The 17,967-nt window shown below is 67.6% G+C and carries 18 protein-coding genes and 1 tRNA gene; 8 read left to right on the top strand and 11 right to left on the bottom strand.

What is annotated here, in order from left to right:
• A tRNA-Met gene (locus ACXJKH_RS03910) sits at window positions 1–77 on the bottom strand.
• 120 nt (window positions 78–197) lie between these two features.
• Here ACXJKH_RS03910 and ACXJKH_RS03905 point away from each other — a divergent pair.
• From ACXJKH_RS03905 to bfr, 3 genes are all read left to right on the top strand, one after another.
• Complete coding sequence (locus ACXJKH_RS03905; protein WP_256776567.1) at window positions 198–827, top strand: RNA pyrophosphohydrolase; 630 nt, start codon at window positions 198–200, stop codon at window positions 825–827.
• Between the two features lie 186 nt (window positions 828–1,013).
• Entirely contained in the window at window positions 1,014–1,223 is a 210-nt protein-coding gene (locus ACXJKH_RS03900; protein ID WP_038685797.1) for a (2Fe-2S)-binding protein, read from the top strand.
• 327 nt (window positions 1,224–1,550) lie between these two features.
• Entirely contained in the window at window positions 1,551–2,021 is a 471-nt protein-coding gene (gene bfr, locus ACXJKH_RS03895; RefSeq protein WP_038685798.1) for a bacterioferritin, read from the top strand.
• Between the two features lies 1 nt (window position 2,022).
• Here bfr and ACXJKH_RS03890 read toward each other — a convergent pair whose 3' ends face one another.
• Genes ACXJKH_RS03890 through ACXJKH_RS03880 form a run of 3 tightly spaced genes read right to left on the bottom strand, consistent with a single transcriptional unit; the run spans window position 2,023 to window position 6,911 of the window.
• Window positions 2,023–4,320 carry an ATP-binding protein gene (locus ACXJKH_RS03890; protein ID WP_457318375.1) on the bottom strand — a complete coding sequence of 766 codons (2,298 nt, stop codon included), beginning with the start codon at window positions 4,318–4,320 and terminating at the stop codon, window positions 2,023–2,025.
• Window positions 4,321–4,358: 38 nt separating this feature from the next.
• Window positions 4,359–6,260, bottom strand: a complete 1,902-nt coding sequence (locus ACXJKH_RS03885) for an EAL domain-containing protein (RefSeq protein ID WP_457318374.1) — start codon at window positions 6,258–6,260, stop codon at window positions 4,359–4,361.
• A 21-nt stretch (window positions 6,261–6,281) separates the two neighbouring features.
• Entirely contained in the window at window positions 6,282–6,911 is a 630-nt protein-coding gene (locus ACXJKH_RS03880) for a DUF4126 domain-containing protein (protein WP_457318373.1), read from the bottom strand.
• 183 nt (window positions 6,912–7,094) lie between these two features.
• Between ACXJKH_RS03880 and ACXJKH_RS03875 the strand changes: the two genes are divergently transcribed.
• The 5 genes from ACXJKH_RS03875 (at window position 7,095) to ampE (ending at window position 10,734) form a co-directional block, all read left to right on the top strand.
• A complete protein-coding gene (locus ACXJKH_RS03875) occupies window positions 7,095–7,847 on the top strand; it encodes a DUF6776 family protein (RefSeq protein ID WP_256776571.1) in 753 nt (250 codons plus the stop codon).
• A 4-nt stretch (window positions 7,848–7,851) separates the two neighbouring features.
• Window positions 7,852–8,310 carry a bactofilin family protein gene (locus tag ACXJKH_RS03870; protein ID WP_256776572.1) on the top strand — a complete coding sequence of 153 codons (459 nt, stop codon included), beginning with the start codon at window positions 7,852–7,854 and terminating at the stop codon, window positions 8,308–8,310.
• A 47-nt stretch (window positions 8,311–8,357) separates the two neighbouring features.
• Complete coding sequence (gene erpA, locus ACXJKH_RS03865; protein ID WP_256776573.1) at window positions 8,358–8,747, top strand: iron-sulfur cluster insertion protein ErpA; 390 nt, start codon at window positions 8,358–8,360, stop codon at window positions 8,745–8,747.
• A 66-nt stretch (window positions 8,748–8,813) separates the two neighbouring features.
• Window positions 8,814–9,725: an NAD(+) diphosphatase gene (gene nudC, locus ACXJKH_RS03860; protein WP_457318372.1), complete on the top strand. Its 912-nt coding sequence runs from the start codon at window positions 8,814–8,816 to the stop codon at window positions 9,723–9,725.
• 115 nt (window positions 9,726–9,840) lie between these two features.
• A complete protein-coding gene (gene ampE / locus ACXJKH_RS03855; RefSeq protein ID WP_457318371.1) occupies window positions 9,841–10,734 on the top strand; it encodes a regulatory signaling modulator protein AmpE in 894 nt (297 codons plus the stop codon).
• A 24-nt stretch (window positions 10,735–10,758) separates the two neighbouring features.
• Here ampE and ACXJKH_RS03850 read toward each other — a convergent pair whose 3' ends face one another.
• From ACXJKH_RS03850 to yccS, 7 genes are all read right to left on the bottom strand, one after another.
• Window positions 10,759–11,178, bottom strand: coding sequence for a DUF2752 domain-containing protein (locus ACXJKH_RS03850; RefSeq protein WP_457318370.1), 420 nt, complete (start codon window positions 11,176–11,178; stop codon window positions 10,759–10,761).
• The gene (locus ACXJKH_RS03845) at window positions 11,178–11,537 is read right to left on the bottom strand and encodes a CD225/dispanin family protein (protein WP_457318369.1); all 360 of its coding nucleotides are present in this window, start codon (window positions 11,535–11,537) and stop codon (window positions 11,178–11,180) included. The genes ACXJKH_RS03850 and ACXJKH_RS03845 overlap by 1 nt, the downstream gene beginning before the upstream one ends.
• A 107-nt stretch (window positions 11,538–11,644) precedes the next feature.
• Complete coding sequence (locus ACXJKH_RS03840; protein WP_457318368.1) at window positions 11,645–12,067, bottom strand: DUF2752 domain-containing protein; 423 nt, start codon at window positions 12,065–12,067, stop codon at window positions 11,645–11,647.
• Window positions 12,068–12,131: 64 nt separating this feature from the next.
• Window positions 12,132–12,410 carry a CD225/dispanin family protein gene (locus ACXJKH_RS03835; protein ID WP_457318367.1) on the bottom strand — a complete coding sequence of 93 codons (279 nt, stop codon included), beginning with the start codon at window positions 12,408–12,410 and terminating at the stop codon, window positions 12,132–12,134.
• Between the two features lie 210 nt (window positions 12,411–12,620).
• The gene (locus ACXJKH_RS03830) at window positions 12,621–14,510 is read right to left on the bottom strand and encodes an MFS transporter (protein ID WP_457318366.1); all 1,890 of its coding nucleotides are present in this window, start codon (window positions 14,508–14,510) and stop codon (window positions 12,621–12,623) included.
• Between the two features lie 87 nt (window positions 14,511–14,597).
• The gene (locus ACXJKH_RS03825) at window positions 14,598–15,392 is read right to left on the bottom strand and encodes an SDR family NAD(P)-dependent oxidoreductase (protein WP_457318365.1); all 795 of its coding nucleotides are present in this window, start codon (window positions 15,390–15,392) and stop codon (window positions 14,598–14,600) included.
• Window positions 15,393–15,527: 135 nt separating this feature from the next.
• Window positions 15,528–17,705, bottom strand: a complete 2,178-nt coding sequence (yccS, locus tag ACXJKH_RS03820; RefSeq protein WP_457318364.1) for a YccS family putative transporter — start codon at window positions 17,703–17,705, stop codon at window positions 15,528–15,530.
• Between the last annotated feature and the right edge of the window lie 262 nt (window positions 17,706–17,967).

Here is a 17,967-nt window from a genome sequence, read left to right as displayed (position 1 = left end):
TGGTGGCTATGGGTGGACTCGAACCACCGACCCCAGCATTATGAGTGCTGTGCTCTAACCGGCTGAGCTACATAGCCTAGGGAGCCGGTAATTCTGGAGATGTATCCGGGATCTGTCAACACTTTTTCATCACGCTTGTGAGTGGACAGCCGGCGTGTCACAGTCCCGGACAGTAGATTTTTCTAGGAGTCCGCATCGTGATCGATCCGGACGGCTATCGACCGAACGTCGGTATTGTGCTGATGCGGGAAGACGGGCAGGTGTTCTGGGCGCGACGTGTGCGCCGGGACGGCTGGCAGTTCCCGCAGGGCGGYATGAATACCGACGAGACGCCTGTCGAAGCCATGTATCGCGAGTTGCACGAAGAAACCGGGTTGTTGCCGGAGCACGTCGAAGTGCTCGGGGCGACGCCGGGTTGGCTTCGCTATCGGCTGCCGGCACGGGCCATCCGCCGCAATGAGAAACAGGTCTGCATCGGCCAGAAGCAGGTGTGGTTCCTGCTGCGGCTGGCCGGCGACGAATCCCATGTGTCGCTGGACCATACCGACAGCCCCGAGTTCGACCAGTGGCGCTGGGTGGATTTCTGGTACCCGGTCGAGCATGTGGTGATGTTCAAGCGCGGGGTCTATGCACGTGCGCTGCGCCATCTGGCGCCGTTGGCGCGGGGCGTGGCCGGCACCGGGGTGGAATCGATGCCCAAGTCCGCCCAGGAGGCCTGGATGCCCGGCAACACGGCCGGGCATGATCGGCCGCGCAAGCGCAGCACTCCGCCGCCCAAGCGGGGCTACTGGCCGAAGAAGGCCAAGGCCGAGCCGGGCACCCCCTGAGACGGCGCCACGACCCAGATCGTGGCTCCAGGGGCCGGTCCGGTCGACGATCTGCCGCCAAGTCCGGAGGGTGTGCACCGGGTCGCTGAACCGTATCGAGAATGATTCAGATACGAAATTGACAACCATTCTCGTTTCGATTTGAATAGCGGCAGGCCGATCCGGGCCTGTCTGCCGAGTCCGCACGTGTACGTCTGCATCTGCAACGGGGTTACCGACCACCAGATCCGCGAAGCCGCGCAAAGCGGTGTCGCAAGCGTGTCCGAACTGACCATGCGTACCGGCTGTGGTGCCACCTGCGGCTCGTGCCTGGATATGGCGGCCGACCTGCTGGCCAAGTTCAGCGCCACCCACGACCTGCCGTTGCCGGTGTTGGGCCTGGCCCAAGTTGCCTGAGGTACCTCTCCGCGCAACTGCGCGGTGCCTGCTGGGTTTCTCTTGAAAGAACGACCGAGACCGCCCCGCAAGGCGGCGCGTTGCGTGGTCCTTTAATCCGCGCTGCGTGGACTCAACCTATCCCGTCGGGTGGAGAGCTCCCTTGGAGTACAGGGGGCGCGCCAAAGCGCGCGGAGGTGTGGAGGCAACCCACCGACCCCGGGTTGCTAGCGGATCGTAGGCGTCGTGCCCAGTTGCGCGACGGCGCAACTGAGCACGATTCGCGTTCCTTCATGGTTTCGCCCGAAGCGCTACAGTGCGCGCGTTCACACGCAGCAGGAGCAGCTCATGAAGGGCGACGCCAAAGTCATCGAATTCCTCAACAAGGTCCTCTACAACGAGCTGACCGCGATCAACCAGTACTTCCTGCACGCCAAGATGCTGAAGAACTGGGGCCTGAAGGAACTGGCCGACCACGAGTACAAGGAATCGATCGAAGAGATGAAGCATGCCGACATGCTGTCCGATCGCATCCTGTTCCTCGAAGGCCTGCCGAACTTCCAGGCGCTGGGCAAGCTGCGCATCGGTGAGAACCCGACCGAGATCCTGCAATGCGATCTGGCGCTGGAGCGCGACGGTGTGGTCACCCTGCGTGATGCGGTGTCGTATGCCGACTCCGTGGGCGACTACGTGAGCCGCCAGCTGTTCGTGAAGATCCTGGATTCCGAAGAGGAGCACATCGACTGGCTGGAAACCCAGCTGGATCTGATCGAGCGCATCAGCGAGCCGAACTACCTGCTCACCAAGCTGGACGACTGAGTCAGCCCTGCAGCGGGGCGCGCAGGCCGTTCTGATAGCCGGCCAGCGCGATCCGCGCGCGGGCGAACTCGGCGATCAACAGCGCCACGGCCACGGCGGGGCGCTCCAGCGTGCCGGCGCGTGCGTCGTGTTCGATCCGACGTGCGGCCACCGACAGGGCGATGGCCCCGACATTGGCGCTGGCCGATTTCAGGCTGTGCGCGATGGCGCGCAGCTGGTCCAGGTCGGCGGCGACCGAGGCATCCTGCAACTGCTGGATCAGCGCGGGCGTGTCGTCCAGGAACACGCCGATGATCTGCGCGGTCTGCGCACCGATCACCTCCAGCAGTTCATCCAGCACGCTGTTGTCCAGCACCGGCAGCGGCTCGTCGCCGTTCTCGCCGACGCCGGCCGCGCCCAGGGCGGCCAAGCCTGCGGCGATGTCGGCCGGATCGGGCTCGCGCAGTGCCTGCACCGGCGTGTGTACCGCCGGCGCCTCGCCCTGCCAGCGCTGCAGACACGCCTGCAGCGAGGCGCGGTTGACCGGTTTGGACAGGTAATCGTCCATGCCGGCCTGCAGGCAGCGCTCGCGGTCGCCGGCCATGGCGTTGGCGGTCATCGCCACTACCGGCAGACGCGCGGCACCGTTCCCGGTTTCCCGCGCGCGCCAACGACGCGTGGCCTGGTAGCCATCCAGTACCGGCATCTGGCAATCCATCAGCACCAGGTCGAAGCGCTGGGTATCCAGGCGTTGCAATGCCTGCTCGCCATCGTTGGCGGTCACCACGCTGCACCCCAGCACCTGCAACAAGCGTTGGGCGACGGCCAGGTTGACGCTGTTGTCTTCCACCAGCAGCACGCGCAGGCCCAGCTGTGGCGACGGCTCGCGACCTGCATCGGCCTCGACATCAGCCAGCAGCGGCGCGGGGCGCGCGGGCGCGCTGGCGGGACGCAGCAGCGCATGCAGCTCGCTGTCGGCGGCGTCGCGTGGCAACGCCAGCGCATCGCCGAGCAGCACCGGTGCCAGCGCGTCCTTGCCCTGCAGCCACAGCAGTTTGGGGATGGGATCGCGTGCGTCGCGCAGGACCGCCCGGTGCAACGCGATGGCGCCGTGGCGCAGCGCGTCGGTGTCGGCGATCACCCAGGTCAACGCCGGTTCGATGCCGGGGCGCTGCGGCGCGCGCAGGATGTCCAGTGCGGTCGAGGCGCTGTCCACGACGTGCAGGCGCACGTCGTGGTGCTCCAGCACGCGTTCCAGGCGCGCGGCCAACGGTGCATCGGTGCTGACCAGCAGGGCGCGGGTGGTGCCGATGCCGCTGCCGAGCGTGGGCAGGTCGCCGATCACTTTCAACAGCGGAATCTCGAACCAGAACGTGGCGCCCTGGCCTGGCGTGGAGGTGACGCCGATGCGTCCGTGCATCAGGTCGATGATGCGTTTGCAGATCGCCAGCCCCAGCCCGGTACCGCCGTAGATGCGCGTGGTGGACGCATCGGCCTGGCTGAAGGACTGGAACAGGCGCGACTGCAGGGCCGCGTCGATGCCGATGCCGGTGTCGATGACCTCGAAGCGCAACTGATGCTGCGCGCTGGTTTCGCCCTGGCGCTGCACGCGCACGCGGATCTGGCCGCGCTCGGTGAACTTGATCGCGTTGACGAGCAGGTTGCCCAGCACCTGGCGCAGCCGCACCGGATCGCCCCGCACCGACAGCCGCACCGCCGGGTCCAGTTCCAGCGACAGCATCAGCGCCTTGGGATCGGCGGTGCGCTGCATCAGCTGGACCAGGCCTTCGAGCAGTTCGCGCAGGTTGAAGGTGGTGATCTCCAGGTCCAGGCCCTTGGCCTCCAGACGGGAGTAATCGAGGATGTCATCGACGATGCGCAGCAGCTGCTGCGAGCTGACCGTGGCGGTCTGCAGCATCTGGCGCTGGTCGTTGCCGAGCTGGCCGCCTGCGATCAGGTCCAGCATTGGCAGGATGCCGTTGAGCGGGGTGCGGATTTCGTGGCTCATGGTGGCGAGGAACTCGCCCTTGGCCAGCGCGGCGGCTTCGGCCGCCTGCTTGGCGCGCAGCAGTTCCTGCTCCAGTACATCCTGCTGCTGCACCGCGTGCTGCAGCTGGTCGCGCTCGCGGGCCAGCGCATCGCCGCGCCGCTGCAGCTGTTGCAGCCGCTGCTGGGTGTCGCGCCAGTGCTGCACGCAGGTCAGGCTGGCGATCATCGCCAGCACGGCAGCGGCGGCGGCGATGAGCGGCCACGGCCCGCGGCTGCCGAGGGCGGCCAGGATCGCGGCCGTGCCTGCAACGGCGGCGGCCATCGCTGCCAGCCAGAGTGCGCGTGGAACCCGTCCGTGGGTCGTCATGCTCACAACACCGCGTTGTGGAAGTCGAAGTTCAGTTCACTGCCCGCCGACTGCACCATGTTGCCCTGGATGAAGTCGACCCCGCCCATCCACATCGCGGCGGCAGCCTGCGGATCTTCAATCTGCTGGCCAATGATCTGCAGCCCGGCGCGGTGCGCGTTTTCGATCGCCGCGCGCAGCTCGTCGCGGGTGTGCTGGTTGGCATGGGCGCTGGAGAAGCGGGCTGCCATGCGCACATACGTGAGTGGAAGCTGGGTCAGTAGCGCGTTGGCGTCGCTGCCCGGCTCGAACTGGCTCAGGCAGAAGCGCACGCCCACCGCGCTCATGCGCGCGCAGAACTGCTGCAGGGTGACGGTGTGGATCAGCGCGTCGGGCAGGCGTACGTCGATGACCACCGCGCTGCCGGGGATCTGGCGACGTTCCAGCGATTCCAGCAGCCAGTCGGCGAAGGCGTCGCGCGCCAGCGTGCGCAGCGACTGCGACACGAACAGATGCAACGGCTGGGTGGCGTGGCGGTAGAGATCGAGCAGCCCGAGGGCGTGATCGAGGACCTGCTGGTCCAGGTCGGCGATGCGCCCGGCCGCTTCGGCGGCGGGAATCACCTGGCCGGCAGTGAGCACGCTGCCATCGGCCTGGCGCAGCCGCAGCAGCACCTGGTACTGCGCGGTGTCGCCACCGGCCACGGCCACGATCGGCTGGTAGGCCAGTTCGAGCTGGCCTTCCAGCAGGGCCAGGTGTTCCTGTGCGGCGACATCCTCGCGGCGCACGTGCGCGGCCACGCCGGCGCTGAGCAGCCGGGCCTGCAGCGTGGTGCGCTCGACCGCTTCCAGCGCGGTGCCGGCATCGCTGAAGCCCAGCGACAGCTGCGCATGCCCGACCACCCCGCGCAGGTGCACCGATTCGTCATCGCGGATCACGAACGCGCGCGCGGACAGCTGCTCGCGCAGGTGCTGGGCCATCTTGTCCAGGCTTTCCTCGTCGACGCCACGCGCCAGCACCAGGAAGCTGTTGTCGTTCAAGCGCGCCAGCAGGTGCGGCTGCGCTGCATCGGCCAGGCGCTGCGCGGCCTGCACCATCAGCCGCTCGAACGCGGCATAGCCGTAGCGTTCGCGCAGGCCCAGCGCACTGGCCACTTCGATGAAGAACAGCCCGCCGTGATCGCGGTGCGCCAGCGACGCGGCCAACTGCTGCATCACGTGGTGACGGGTGGGCAGGCCGGTCTCGGGATTGTTCATCGCCGGGGCGCCGTGCGCGCCGGGCTGCGAGGCGGCCTGCGCACGGGCGCGGCGAATCCGGTTGGACACGGCGGCGATCAGGTGGCGCGGACGGATCGGCTTGCTGAGGAAATCGTCGGCGCCGCTGTCGAGCACTTCGAACTGGCGCTCCGGATCCGGGTCCCCGCTGAGGAACACGATCGGCAGCAGCTGCTGACCCGGTTGCTGGCGGATCAGCGCGGTCAGGCGCATGCCGTCCAGGCCGGGCAGGTGCAGGTCCATCAGGATCAGGTCGGGGCGGTTCTCGGCGATCGCCTGCTGCACGCCTTCGGCATCGCTGTGCACGATGGCTTCCATCCCGGCGCCGTGAAGCACGCTCTGCGCGAACAGGGCCTGCGAGCGGTCGTCTTCAACGATCAGTACCCGATACGGTGCATCCAGGGCCAGCGGCGTGGCGCCGTCGTCCGGTTGGGACGTTTCCAGAGCGGGCAGGGGCGGCATCGGCGGCGGCATCGGTGCAACGGCAATGGCAGCGGTGAGCGGCACCACGTTGCTCGGCGCCGCGACGGGCGCGGGCGTCCCGACCCAGCGCTGCCAATGGTCGGCCGGCGGGGTTTCAGCGCGCGTGGCGCGGGCGGATGCAACAACGTTTTCGGTGACGGCCATCAGTACTCCCAGTCTGCGGCGCAATTATGCCGTGCGTGCTCCGGTTTACGGTGGCAGCACGTCGCGGTTCGTCAGTACATCCGGCGCTGGGCTGGCCTGCCCGAGCAGCCAGCGCATGCCTTTCCACAAGGTGCGCCAGACCAGCCACACCACCAGCGCGCCGGCCAGGCTGCAGCCGATCACCACGATCAGGGCCAGCCACGGATGCGCCAGTGCCAGCGCCAGCCCGCCGACCACCACCGTGTCCTCGGCGGCCGAGGCCATCCAGTTGCTGGCCGGTTCGGGCGAGGTATTGAGCAGGGCGCGGGTGCCGGACTTCAATCCATGGCTGGCCAGTGCCACCCCGGCGCCGGCGACCAGCGCGGTGCCGCTGAGCTCGCCGCTGGGCGACAACGTGGCCGCGGCCAGGAAGGCGCCAGCCGGGACCCGTGCCAGGGTCTGGACCAGGTCCCAGACCGAATCCACCCCGGGGATCTTGTCGGCGAAGAACTCGGCGATGGCCAGCACCGCCGAGGTGCCCAGCACCCACCAGGATTGGGTGGCCTGCAGCGCCGGCGGCAGATCGACCCAGCCGAGCAGCCCGGCCAGGCCCACGCCGAATACGGTCAGGTACGCGCGGATGCCGGCCAGCCAGGCCAGCAGGATGCCGATGACGAACAGATGGGCTTCGGTCATGGGATGCGCTCCGCCTGCAAAGTGTGCACAGGCCCACACTATCGGGGATGACGTCGATGAACGCCACCGCCGGCCACGCCCCGGGGCGCGTGAAATGGGCCGACCCTGACTTACACTAACCAGTCGATCGTTCCGACAGAGGCCGTGCCGGTATCGCCTTGGGCGCTGCCGCGGACATCCGCCATGAGCAACCCCACACCGTCCCGTATCCAGATCCGCCGGCCCGGCAACGCGCCCGCGCCCGATCGCCGTCGCCTGGCCATCCTGGCCGGGGTGTGGCTGGTCACCTTGATCGTGGCGGTGCTGGTCGGCCGCTGGACCGCCGGCCCCGGCGGCGACGTGGGCAAGCAGCTGGACGCCGCACAGGCGCACGCGGACGCGCTCAACAAGCAGGTGGTGGAACTGCAGCAGCGCCAGGCCACGCTGCAGGCCTCCGACCGCATCAGCCGCGCGGCCAACAATGAAGTGCAGACCTCGCTGGGCGAGCGCGATGAAGAGATCGCCGGGCTGCGCGCGGACGTGGCCTTCTACGAGCGTCTGGTCGGGGCGACCAGCCAGCGCAAGGGCCTGAACACCCATTCGGTCGAGTTTGCCCCGGAAACCGGCGGCACCTGGCAGTACGCGGTGGTGCTCACCCAGAACCTGAACCGTGGCGCGATCAGCCAGGGCCAGATGCGTTTCACCGTAGAAGGCGTCAAAGGCGGCAAGCTGACCTCGGTCAGCTGGGACGAGCTGCACCAGCGCACCAAGGTACCGGGCCAGGACTATTCCTTCCGGTACTTCCAGCAGCTCACCGGCAGCATCATCCTGCCGAAAGACTTCACCCCGCAACGTGTGCGGGTCACGCTGGGATCGGGCGCGGGGGGCGCCACCCAGGTTTTTGATTGGAAGCAGGCCGGCGCACCGGCTGCACCATCGGCAAAAGAAGGGGAGTAAGCCCATGTTTGGCAGCAATAAATCCAACCGCGACGGACATCTGGTCGTGGACGCGCTGATCGGCGCGCAGGTGGTGATCCGCGGTGATGTGGAATTCAGTGGGGGCCTGTACGTGGAAGGCACCATCCTGGGCAAGGTGATCGCCGCCGACGGCGCAGCCAATGCCACCCTGACGCTGGCCGAGCAGGGCAGCATCGAGGGTGAGATCCGTGCCCAGGTGGTGGTCATCAGCGGCCGCCTGGACGGGGATGTGCACGCCAGCGAGAAGGTCGAGCTGACCCCGACCGCGCGGGTGACCGGCAACATCCACTATCAGGTGGTGGAAATGAACGCCGGGGCCCAGCTGACCGGTCGCCTGATCCACGGCAACGCCCAGATGGCCCTGCCGCCGCCGGCCGATGAAAACGCCGACAAGGGCAAGGACAGCAGCGCCCGCAAGAAGCTTGCCGACGCGATGGCCTGAACGGGCAATCGCTTGAAAGCGTGCTCATGCGCCCCCATGCTGGGGACATGAGCACGCTTGTTTCCCTGCCCGGCGCCCCCGCGCCCGCGCCGAACTACCAGTCGCTGGACCGTCCCCTGAACTTCACCGAGGCCGCTGCGGCCAAAGTGAAGGAACTGATCCAGGACGAGGCCAGTACCTCGCTTGCCCTGCGCGTCTATATCCAGGGCGGTGGCTGCTCGGGCTTCCAGTACGGCTTCGAGTTCGATGAGAACCGTGCCGAGGACGACCTGGCCGTGGACACCAACGGAGTCACTCTGCTGGTCGATCCGCTGAGCCTGCAGTACCTCATGGGCGCCGAGGTCGATTACACCGAGAGCCTGACCGGCGCGCAGTTCGTGATCCGCAATCCGAACGCCAAGACCACCTGCGGCTGCGGCAGCAGTTTCAGCATGTGATCGGGCGGCACCGGCGACCCGACGGGTGGGCCGGTGCTTGCCACTGTCGTCGAAGTTGGGCAGGCTTTGCGTATGTCGAGATTTTCTTCGCCGCTGTCCGGTTTCGCCTTCACCACCGAACCCCTCGAACGTGCCGATACGCTGCGTGATGACGCCGACGCGTTGGCACGCCTGTGGCCCGATGCGCATGTGCTGGTCATGGACCAGGACGGCCGCGCGCTGGCCGGGGACGATGGCCAGCCCCTGCCGCTGACCGGCGCGCAGGTGGGCGGGGGGCCGGGGACCGCGATCTTCCTGGGCCTGCGCGCCGAACGCGCCTGGTTCTCGCTGGAAGCATCCGCCCTGGATGTCACCGCCCCGCAACGGGTGGACCTTCGTGAATCGGCCACGACGTGGTCGGCCGCCGATGCCAGTGCGTTCTGCTACGCACGCGGCATGTCCTACTGGCACTCGCGCACGCGCTTCTGCGGCGTCTGCGGCGGTGCGGTCACCTTCTCGCGCGGCGGCTTCGTCGGCCGGTGCGCGCAATGCGGCACCGAGCATTACCCACGGGTGGACCCGGCGGTGATCGTGGCGGTGGAAAACAACGGGCGCCTGCTGCTCGGGCGCCAGGCCAACTGGGCGCCGCGCCGCTACTCGGTGCTGGCCGGGTTCGTCGAACCGGGCGAGTCGCTGGAACAGACCGTGGTGCGTGAAGTCTTCGAAGAGAGCAAGGTGCGCGTACGCGAATGCCGCTACCTGGGCACCCAGCCGTGGCCGTTCCCCGGCGCACTGATGCTGGGCTTTGCCGCCACCGCCGAGGACGACGTGCCGACGGTGAACGGTGAACTGGAAGATGCCCGCTGGTTCACCGCCGAGGAAGTGGGCGCGGCGCTGGCCCGGGATGTCGAAGACGACGGACAGGGCATCCGCCTGTCGCCACCGATTTCGATCTCGCGCAGCCTGATCGAACACTGGTACCGCCAGCAGGTGGGCTGATCGCGAGCCGGCGTTGCCGCTGGCTGAACACGTGACGGCGTACATTACCAACGGCCCCGGGGAATTGCCGGGCCGCAGGGCATAGTAGCGGCCAGAAACCGCGCCGGAGGCTTACATGTTCACCACCCTCGTCGCCGTGCTGGTCGCCTTGGCCCTCGGCCATGTCGCGCCTGTCGCGGCGGTGGCGCTGCGCCGCTTCGGACTGTACCGGCGCTGGCTGCAATGGCTGGACGTGCACGCGGCACCCTCGGGCTTCTGGCGTGGCCGCCAGGGCTGGATCGTGGCGCTGCTGCCGTGGGTGCTGCTGCTCCTGCTGGTGCAGTGGGCGCTGCACGGCCGCCTGTTCGGCCTGCCCTCGCTGCTGCTGGGCGTGGCCACGCTGGTGATCTGCTGGGGCCCGCGCGATCTGGACCGTGATGTCGAGGCGGTGATCGATGCCGATGATGCCCCGACCCGACACGTGGCGATCGCGCAGCTGCAATCGGCCGGTGGCAGCCTGCACGAGGACGTGCCGTCCTTGGTCGAGGCGACGGTGCTCAATGCGCTGCGGCGCTGGTTCGCGGTGCTGTTCTGGTTTCTGTTGCTGGGGCCGGTGGGTGCGTTGGCGTATCGGCTGCTGGCGTTGCTGGCGGTGGGCCCGATGCGTTCGCTGGCGACAGTGGACTGCATGGCCGGGGCGCGCATCGTACTGGGCTGGCTGGAATGGCCGGTGGCGCAGCTGATGTCGCTGTCGATGGCGTTGGTGGGCAATTTCGATACGGCCTACAAGGCGTGGCGACAGGCGCACGGCAACCAGTGGGCGGGCTCGACGGTGTTTCTGGGTGCGGTGGCGCGTGCCAGCGTGAGCGCGGAGCTGCGCGAAGACGCGCACGATTACAGCGATGCGGGCATGGTGCCGGTGTGGCGCCGCCTGCCGGAACTGCGCGATGCGATGAGCCTGGTGTGGCGGATGCTGTTGCTGTGGATGGCCGCGCTGGCGCTGCTGGTGATTGCCGGCTGGGTGACCTGAGCGGTCGTCACGACGCTGGGGCGATCAGCCCGGTGCGAGCCAGGTAAACGGAACCCACGGCAGGTTGCGCGCGATCCAGTACAGCGGCAACAGGGTCAGCCAGAAGGCAGGCTTCATCAACAGGGATATCAACGGCTGCATCCAGTGCGGACGCCARCCGAGTGCCCAGCCCAGCACCAGCGGTGCGATGGCCAGCATCACCATCGCCAGGGGATTCATCGACAGCGCGGTGAGCACATCGCCGTGGACCAGCGCGTGCAGCGCCCGCGTCAGTCCGCAGCCGATGCAGTAATAACCGGTGACGGCAAAGAAGCTGCACGGCGGGAACGGGCTGTTGGCGGCGTTGGGATCGAAATGGCGCAAGGCCCAGATCCCCGCCCCGGTGGCGATCGCCACCGGGGGGAGCGCGGCCAGCAACCAGCGCTTGCCGTGCAGCAGCGTCATCAGTGGCTGCTTTCCATCTGCTGCTGGAACTGCTGGATCTGCTCCATGTAGCCGTCGACGCCGACGAAGGCCAGCCAGATGACCGAGAACAGCGTGGAAGCGATCAGGATGCCGGTGGTGACCCAGGCCCAGATCTTGGCGTTCTTGGATGCCTGGCGCGCAGCGACCAGGTCGCCCTGGTTGAGCAACGTGTTGACCTTGTTGGCGAACACGATGGCCACGATGCCGGTAGCGATCGCCGGGAAGCTCAGGCACGACACGCAGCACATGAAGAAGGCCAGCACGGTGACGACGATCGACCAGATCAGGTAGTTCGGAACGGTACCGGAGGCTGGCGGCAGCGGGGCAGTGGCATTCATTGGGCAAACTCCATGTTCTTGGGGTGGGGTGCATGGCGCGGATCGGCCGCACTGGGCGGTAATCTAACCGATATGGGAACCCGTGCTGTTTCAGCCGGCGCGCCTGCTCAACCGGGCGCGAGCCAGGAGAATGGCGCCCACGGCAGGTTTCTGAGCACGGCATAGCCCACCAGCAGGACCAGCCAGAACACTGGGCTGGCCAGCACGCGCATCACCGGGTTGAGCCAACGCATGCGCACCCCGGCGCCGTGCAGCAGCATCAACAGCAAGAATGGCAGGGCAGTCACCAGCAGGGGATTCATTGCCAGGGCGCCGTGCCAGTCCAGGTGGACCAGCGAGTAGAGGCAGCGGGTGCTGCCGCAGCCCGGGCAATACAGGCCCGTCAATGCATACAGGGGACAGCCCGGCAGAGCACTGTGCTGCGCGTACGGATTGACGTTGCGCAGGAGGATCACCGCGCCCACGGCGAGGCCCGCGACGGCGGCGGTCGGGGTCCAACGGACGAGGGTGGCGCGCGATTGCGGGGTCATGACAGTGGAACGGCCTGGCGGCGGAACCGGTGGGAGTTCCGCCGCCAGGCCGTCCGGGCACGCATCAGTAGCTGCTGTTGCTCAGCGCGCCAATGCCGCCCATCGCCATCACCAGCACGAAATACAGCACCAGACCGACGACGCCAGCAATGGCCGACCACATCGCCCACTTCTTCGCCTTGTCCGAAGAGTCGCGCGCGCCGGCGATGTCACCGGCGGCGATCTTGCCGTTGACCTGGGCGGCGTACACGATGGAGACGATGCCGCCGGGCAGGCAGCAGAACAGGGTAGCCAGGATGGCCCAGACCAGGTGGTTCGGAATCTGCGGAGCAGTGGCGTTCATTTGGAAAACTCCATTTTTTAGGGTGGGTTTGACTCGGTTGGAGCGTGGTGAACGGCACACATGCGACGGCGACATCATGGTTTTGTGCAGTCAATGCCTCAGTGGCATCGACCGCTGCCCGCGCTGGCCTACGCGGATGTGCTTTCCCGGGCGCTAATCTACCCGATGGGCCGCTGGATGTATGCGTTTACATCCCTACCGCACAGTGTCTCAGCCGTTTTCCCCGCGGAGTTGGCGGACCTGCTGTTCCAGCGCCTCGGCGGTGGCGGTCCGACCGGGTACGGCCGGCGCGGCAGCCACCTCGATATGGGCGCGGAAGCGGCGCGGGACGCGCATGCGGCCCAGGCGGGTGTCGCGACGGCTCCACATGCTGGCCCACATCCCGCGCAGCGCCATCGGCACCACCGGCACCGGGCGCCGTTCGAGGATCTTTTCGACGCCGGATTTGAACGCGGCCATGTCGCCGTCGCGGGTGAGCGCGCCTTCGGGGAAGATGCAGACCAGTTCGCCCTCGGSCAGCGCCTTGTCCACTTCATCGAAGGCGGCCTGCATCAGCGCCGGGTCCTCGCGCGCGCCGGCAATGGGAATCGCCTTGGCCGTGCGGAAGATCCAGCGCATCACCGGGATGTTGAAGATCTTGTAGTACATGACAAAGCGCACCGGGCGCGGGATCGTCGCCGACAGGATCAGCGCGTCCATGTAGCTGACGTGGTTGCAGACGATCAACGCAGCGCCCTCGTCGGGCACGTTGTTCTCGATCCCGTGCAGGCGCAATCGGTACAGGCCGCGCACCATCACCCAGCTGAGGAAACGCATCAGGAATTCGGGGACGATGGTGAAGATGTAGATCGCCACCACCGCATTGGCTATGGCCAGCGCCAGGAACAGCTGCGGGATTGTCCAGCCGAGCAGGCGCTGGGTGATCAGGCCGAGCATGGCGGCCAATACGATGAAGCCGGAGTTCTGGATGTTGAGCGCGGCGAACACGCGCGACATTTCCGACTTCGGCGTGCGGCTCTGGATCAGCGCGAACAGCGGCACCACGAAGAAACCGGTGAACAGGCCGATGCCGATCAGGTCGATGATGATGCGCACGCTGCCGGCATGCTGCACGAACTGCAGGATCGAMATGCCGGCGGCCGCCGACTCACCGGCACGGGCGAAGTACAGGTCGAGCATGAAGGCGGTCATGCCGAAGGCGCCCAGCGGCACCAGCCCGATTTCGACGGTACGCCCGGAGAGCTTTTCGCACAGCAGCGAGCCGGTGCCGGTGCCGACCGAGAACAGGGCCAGGGCAAAGATATACAGCGTGGAGCCGCCGCCCAGATTGACCTCGGCGTAGGTGGGCAGCTGCGAGGTCAACATGGTGCCGACGAACCAGAACCAGGACACGCCGAGGATCGCGTTGCTGACCGCCTTCTGCTTCTTGGCCATGCGCAGCACGGCCAGTGATTCGGGCAGCGGGTTCCAATTGATCTTCAGGTCCGGGGCGCCGGCATCGACCTTGGGGATCATCCGCGCGGTGAGGTTGCCAGCCACGGCCAGGGCAATTACCGCCGTGGCGGCCACGATCGGGCCGTGACTGCCGGCCAGCTGGAAGATCAGGCCGCCGGCGATCATGCCGGTCAGGATCGACAGCGAGGTGCCCATCTCGACCAGGCCGTTACCGCCGGTGAGTTCCTCAGGCTTGAGGATCGAGGGCAGCACCGAGTACTTCACCGGCCCGAACAAGGTGGACTGCATGCCGGTGCAGAACAGCGCCACCAGCAGGACCGGCATGCTTTCGGTGAGGAAGCCGACCGCGGCCAACGACATGATCACGATCTCCATGGTGGTGGTGATCACGATCAGGCGCGACTTCTCCAGCTTCTCTGCGATCTGCCCGGCCAGGGCCGAGAACAGGAAGTAGGGCAGGATGAAGATCGCCGGGGCCAGGTTGGTGTACAGCGAGCGTTCTTCGATCGGCGTGCCGAGGAAGAACAGCAGGCCGATGATCGCCTGCCGGTAGATGTTGTCGTTGAACGCACCCAGCGACTGGACGATGAAGAACGGCAGGAAACGACGCTGTTTAAGCAGGGCGAACTGGCTGTGGCCGGACATGGAAACTCCTTGCGAACCGGCGCAGCCTAGCACTGTCGCCGTTCGCGCAGGATGGCAGCGGCGCCGCCCGCGCGTTGCCCTGCCGGCTCAGAGGATGTCGTCGACCACGCCGCCGTCCACCCGCAGCGCCGCGCCGGAGGTAGCCGAGGCCTGTGCCGAGGCCAGGTAGACCACCATGTTGGCCACCTCCTCGACGCTGGCCGCGCGCTGGATTACCGAGCTGGGGCGGTGGGCCATGACGAAGTCGCGGCCGAGGTCTTCCAGCGATTTGCCGGTGCGTGCGCGCTCGTCTTCCATCATCGCGGCGAAGCCATCGGACAGGGTCGGGCCGGGCAGTACCGCATTGACGGTGACGCCGCTGCCGGCCACGCGCTTGGCCAGCCCGCGCGACAGCCCGAGCAGGGCGGTCTTGGTGACGCCGTAATGGATCATGTCGGCGGGAATGTTGCGGGCCGATTCGGAGGACAGGAACAGCACCCGACCCCAGCCGCGCTCGACCATGGCCGGCAGCAGGGCGCGCGACAGGCGTACCCCGGACATCACGTTGGTCTGCCAGTACTTTTCCCAGGTGGCGTCATCGGTCTCGAAGAAGTCCTGTGGGCCGAAGATGCCGGCGTTGTTGACCAGGATGTCGATCGGCGGCAGCGCGGCCAGCAGGGCGTCCACGCCGGCCGCGTCGGACAGATCGGCGACCGCGCCCACCAGGCGGGCGTCGGGCAGGGCCTGGCGCAGGGCGGCCAGGGCCTTGTCGACCGAGGCCTGGCTGCGGCCGTTGACCACCACCTGTGCACCAGCGGCCGCCAACCCGTGGGCGATGCCGTGACCGATGCCGGCGGTGGAGGCGGTGACCAAGGCGGTCTTGCCGGAGAGATCCAGTTGCATGTGCGTGTCCTTGAGCGGGGAAGGCACCTGGAGTCTGCACGGGCGGCGGTAGCGGCAACGTGCAGCGGGTGCCTCCGCCCCATCGGGGCGCGCGCATGGCAACGCGGGTGTTGCAAACGTGTCGTGGGGGAGGACTCAGCGCAGGGTGCGCGCGGCCTCGTTGKCGGCGCCGCGCAGCTTGGGCAGCAGGCGCAGCATCAGCCCCATCTGGGTGCGGATCAGCTGCAGCTTCGGCGGCATGGCGTCGGTGACCTGTTCCAGCTGCTCGGCCAGGGCGCGGTCGCCGTCGTTGTCGGCTTCCTCCACCGGTTGCCGCTGTTCCAGCGCGGCGGCGATCTGCTGCATGGCCTGCTCCACGCGCTCGCCGCCGGCCAGCGCCTGCGGGTCCTGCGCGTAGCTGTCCAGCTGGGTGCGGTGCGCACCGAGTGCGGACAGGTGGCCGAGCAGGGTGTTGGACAGCGCCAGGAAGCGGAAGCCCGCATCCAGGTTGCGGCGCACGTGGCCGGGTTCGCGCAGCATGTTCGACAGCGCGGTGGACAGGGCGGCATCGGCGTTGTGCATGTCGCGGCGGGCGATGCGGTAGGCCAGGTCGTCCTGCATGCCGCTGCCGTACTGGCCCAGCACCGCATCCAGGTAGCGCGCGCAGTTGGCCAGCACGCGCGCCATCACCAGGTTCAGCCGCCGGCCCTGCCAGTCGGGCAGGATCAGGAACGCGGCCGCGGCGGCGATCGCGCAGCCGAGCAGGGTGTCGACCAGCCGCGGCCAGATCAGCAGGTAGCCATCGCCGATCAGGTTGAAGCAGGTCAGCGCCATCACCGTGATGGCCGCCGAGGCCACCAGGTAGCGGTCGCTGCGGGTGAAGAAGAACAGCAGCGCCGAGAGCAGGGCGATCAGCAGTTCGATGCGCAGGTCCTGGAACAACTGCATCAACGCCCAGGTCAGCACCAGCCCGATCAGGGTGCCGGCGATGCGCTGGGCCAGGCGTTGGCGGGTGGCACCAAAATGCGGGCGGCACACGAACACGATGGTGAGCAGCACCCAGCCGCCGTTCTGGGCGTTGAACAGGCGGATCGCGGCGAAGCCGACCACCAGGGCCAGCGCCATGCGCAGGCCGTGGCGGAACAGCACCGAGCCGGGGGTGAGCTGCTGGCGGATGCGTACGAACATCTCACGCAGCGTGTGCGGGTTGGTGTCGCGCAGGCGGGTGTCGACGTTGTCCAGGGTGGCTTCGGAATTGGCCGCTTCGGACAGCCGCCGTTCGATGCTCTGCAGGTTCTGGCCGAGCAGTTCCAGCGAGGACAGCAGGCGTTGCCACTGCGGGTTGTGCTGGGCGCGCAGCCAGGTGAGCGAATCGGTGAGGTCGGCGGTGGCCTGTTTGGTGCGTTCGCCGTACTGGAACGGGCGGCGCAGGCGAATGGCCATGCCAAGGTTGGCGCAGGCCTCGCCCTGCAGCGAGAGCAGGCGCTGGCAGCGATACAGCACGTCGCTGTGGAAGAAGGCGTCGGTGAGCGCGCCGTAGGGGTAGTGCGAGGAGCTGGCGCGTTCGTGGAAGTCCTGGGCCATGTAGTACATGCGCAGATACAGGCCGGACTGCACGCCGGGCCGGCCGGAGCGGCCAAAGCGGGCGAGGATGGCGGTCTTGGCGATGTTCAGCGCCTCGACGACGCGGCGGTTCTGTTCGGCCAGGGCGAGCTGACGCTTCTGCAGGTCGGCATCGCGGACCGGTTCGAACAGGTCGGCCTTGAGCTGCAGGTAGCGGCCCAGTTCGAGGAACAGGCGGTTGAGGCGTTCGCGGATGGGGCGGTTGGCGAACAGGGCGGTCCACAGGATGGAGAGCAGGCCGTACCAGAGCGCGCCGGCGAGCAGGTGGCTGACGGCACTGAAGGCCTGCGCGCGGTCGCTGGCGCCATGCTGTTCCAGGGCGATCATGGTGTAGATGGCCAGGGTGACCGTCGCCTGGGCGATGGAGGCGTAGCGTTCGCCGAGCGCGCCGAGCAGGGTGAGGCCGAAGGTGGACAGGGCCAGGGCGGCGATGAACAGCCAGGGCCAGGCAAACAATTCGACCACGGCAGCGGCGGCGATGACGAAGCAGAGCAGGGACAGGGCGACCGATTTGGTGCGGCCCCACCAGTTGTCGTCGGTTTCGGCAATGGCGCTGGCGATGATGCCGAGGAAGACGCCGGGCAGCGCGGGCAACTGGTCCAGGTGCCAGCAGATGCCCATGGCCACCGACAGCGCGATGAACACACGCAGGCCATAGCTGGCCTTTTCATGCGCCCACAGGCGGCTGAGGCGGGATTCTCGGGCAGTCATGCGGGCTCAGGGTGTGGGGCGACCCATTATTGCCGGTGGGGGGTGAAGGGGACAGCGTCGGTGTTTCAACGTCAAAAGCGTCGCGATCTGTTTCCACCGGTCTGGGCCGTGCGCAACGGAAATACGGGTAGTGCCGAGCCATGCTCGGCATCGCGCGAGGCGCGGCCTCCAATCCAGGACAGCGCATAGGTGCGTAACGCAGACGCCGGTAGTGCCGGCCGCTGGCCGGCTCCAGGCACCTCCGTCCGGGCACATGAAGAGC

This window comes from Stenotrophomonas sp. P5_B8 (assembly GCF_054049855.1).
Note: the sequence above shows the minus strand (reverse complement) of the source record. Positions and strands in the feature narration are given on the sequence as shown.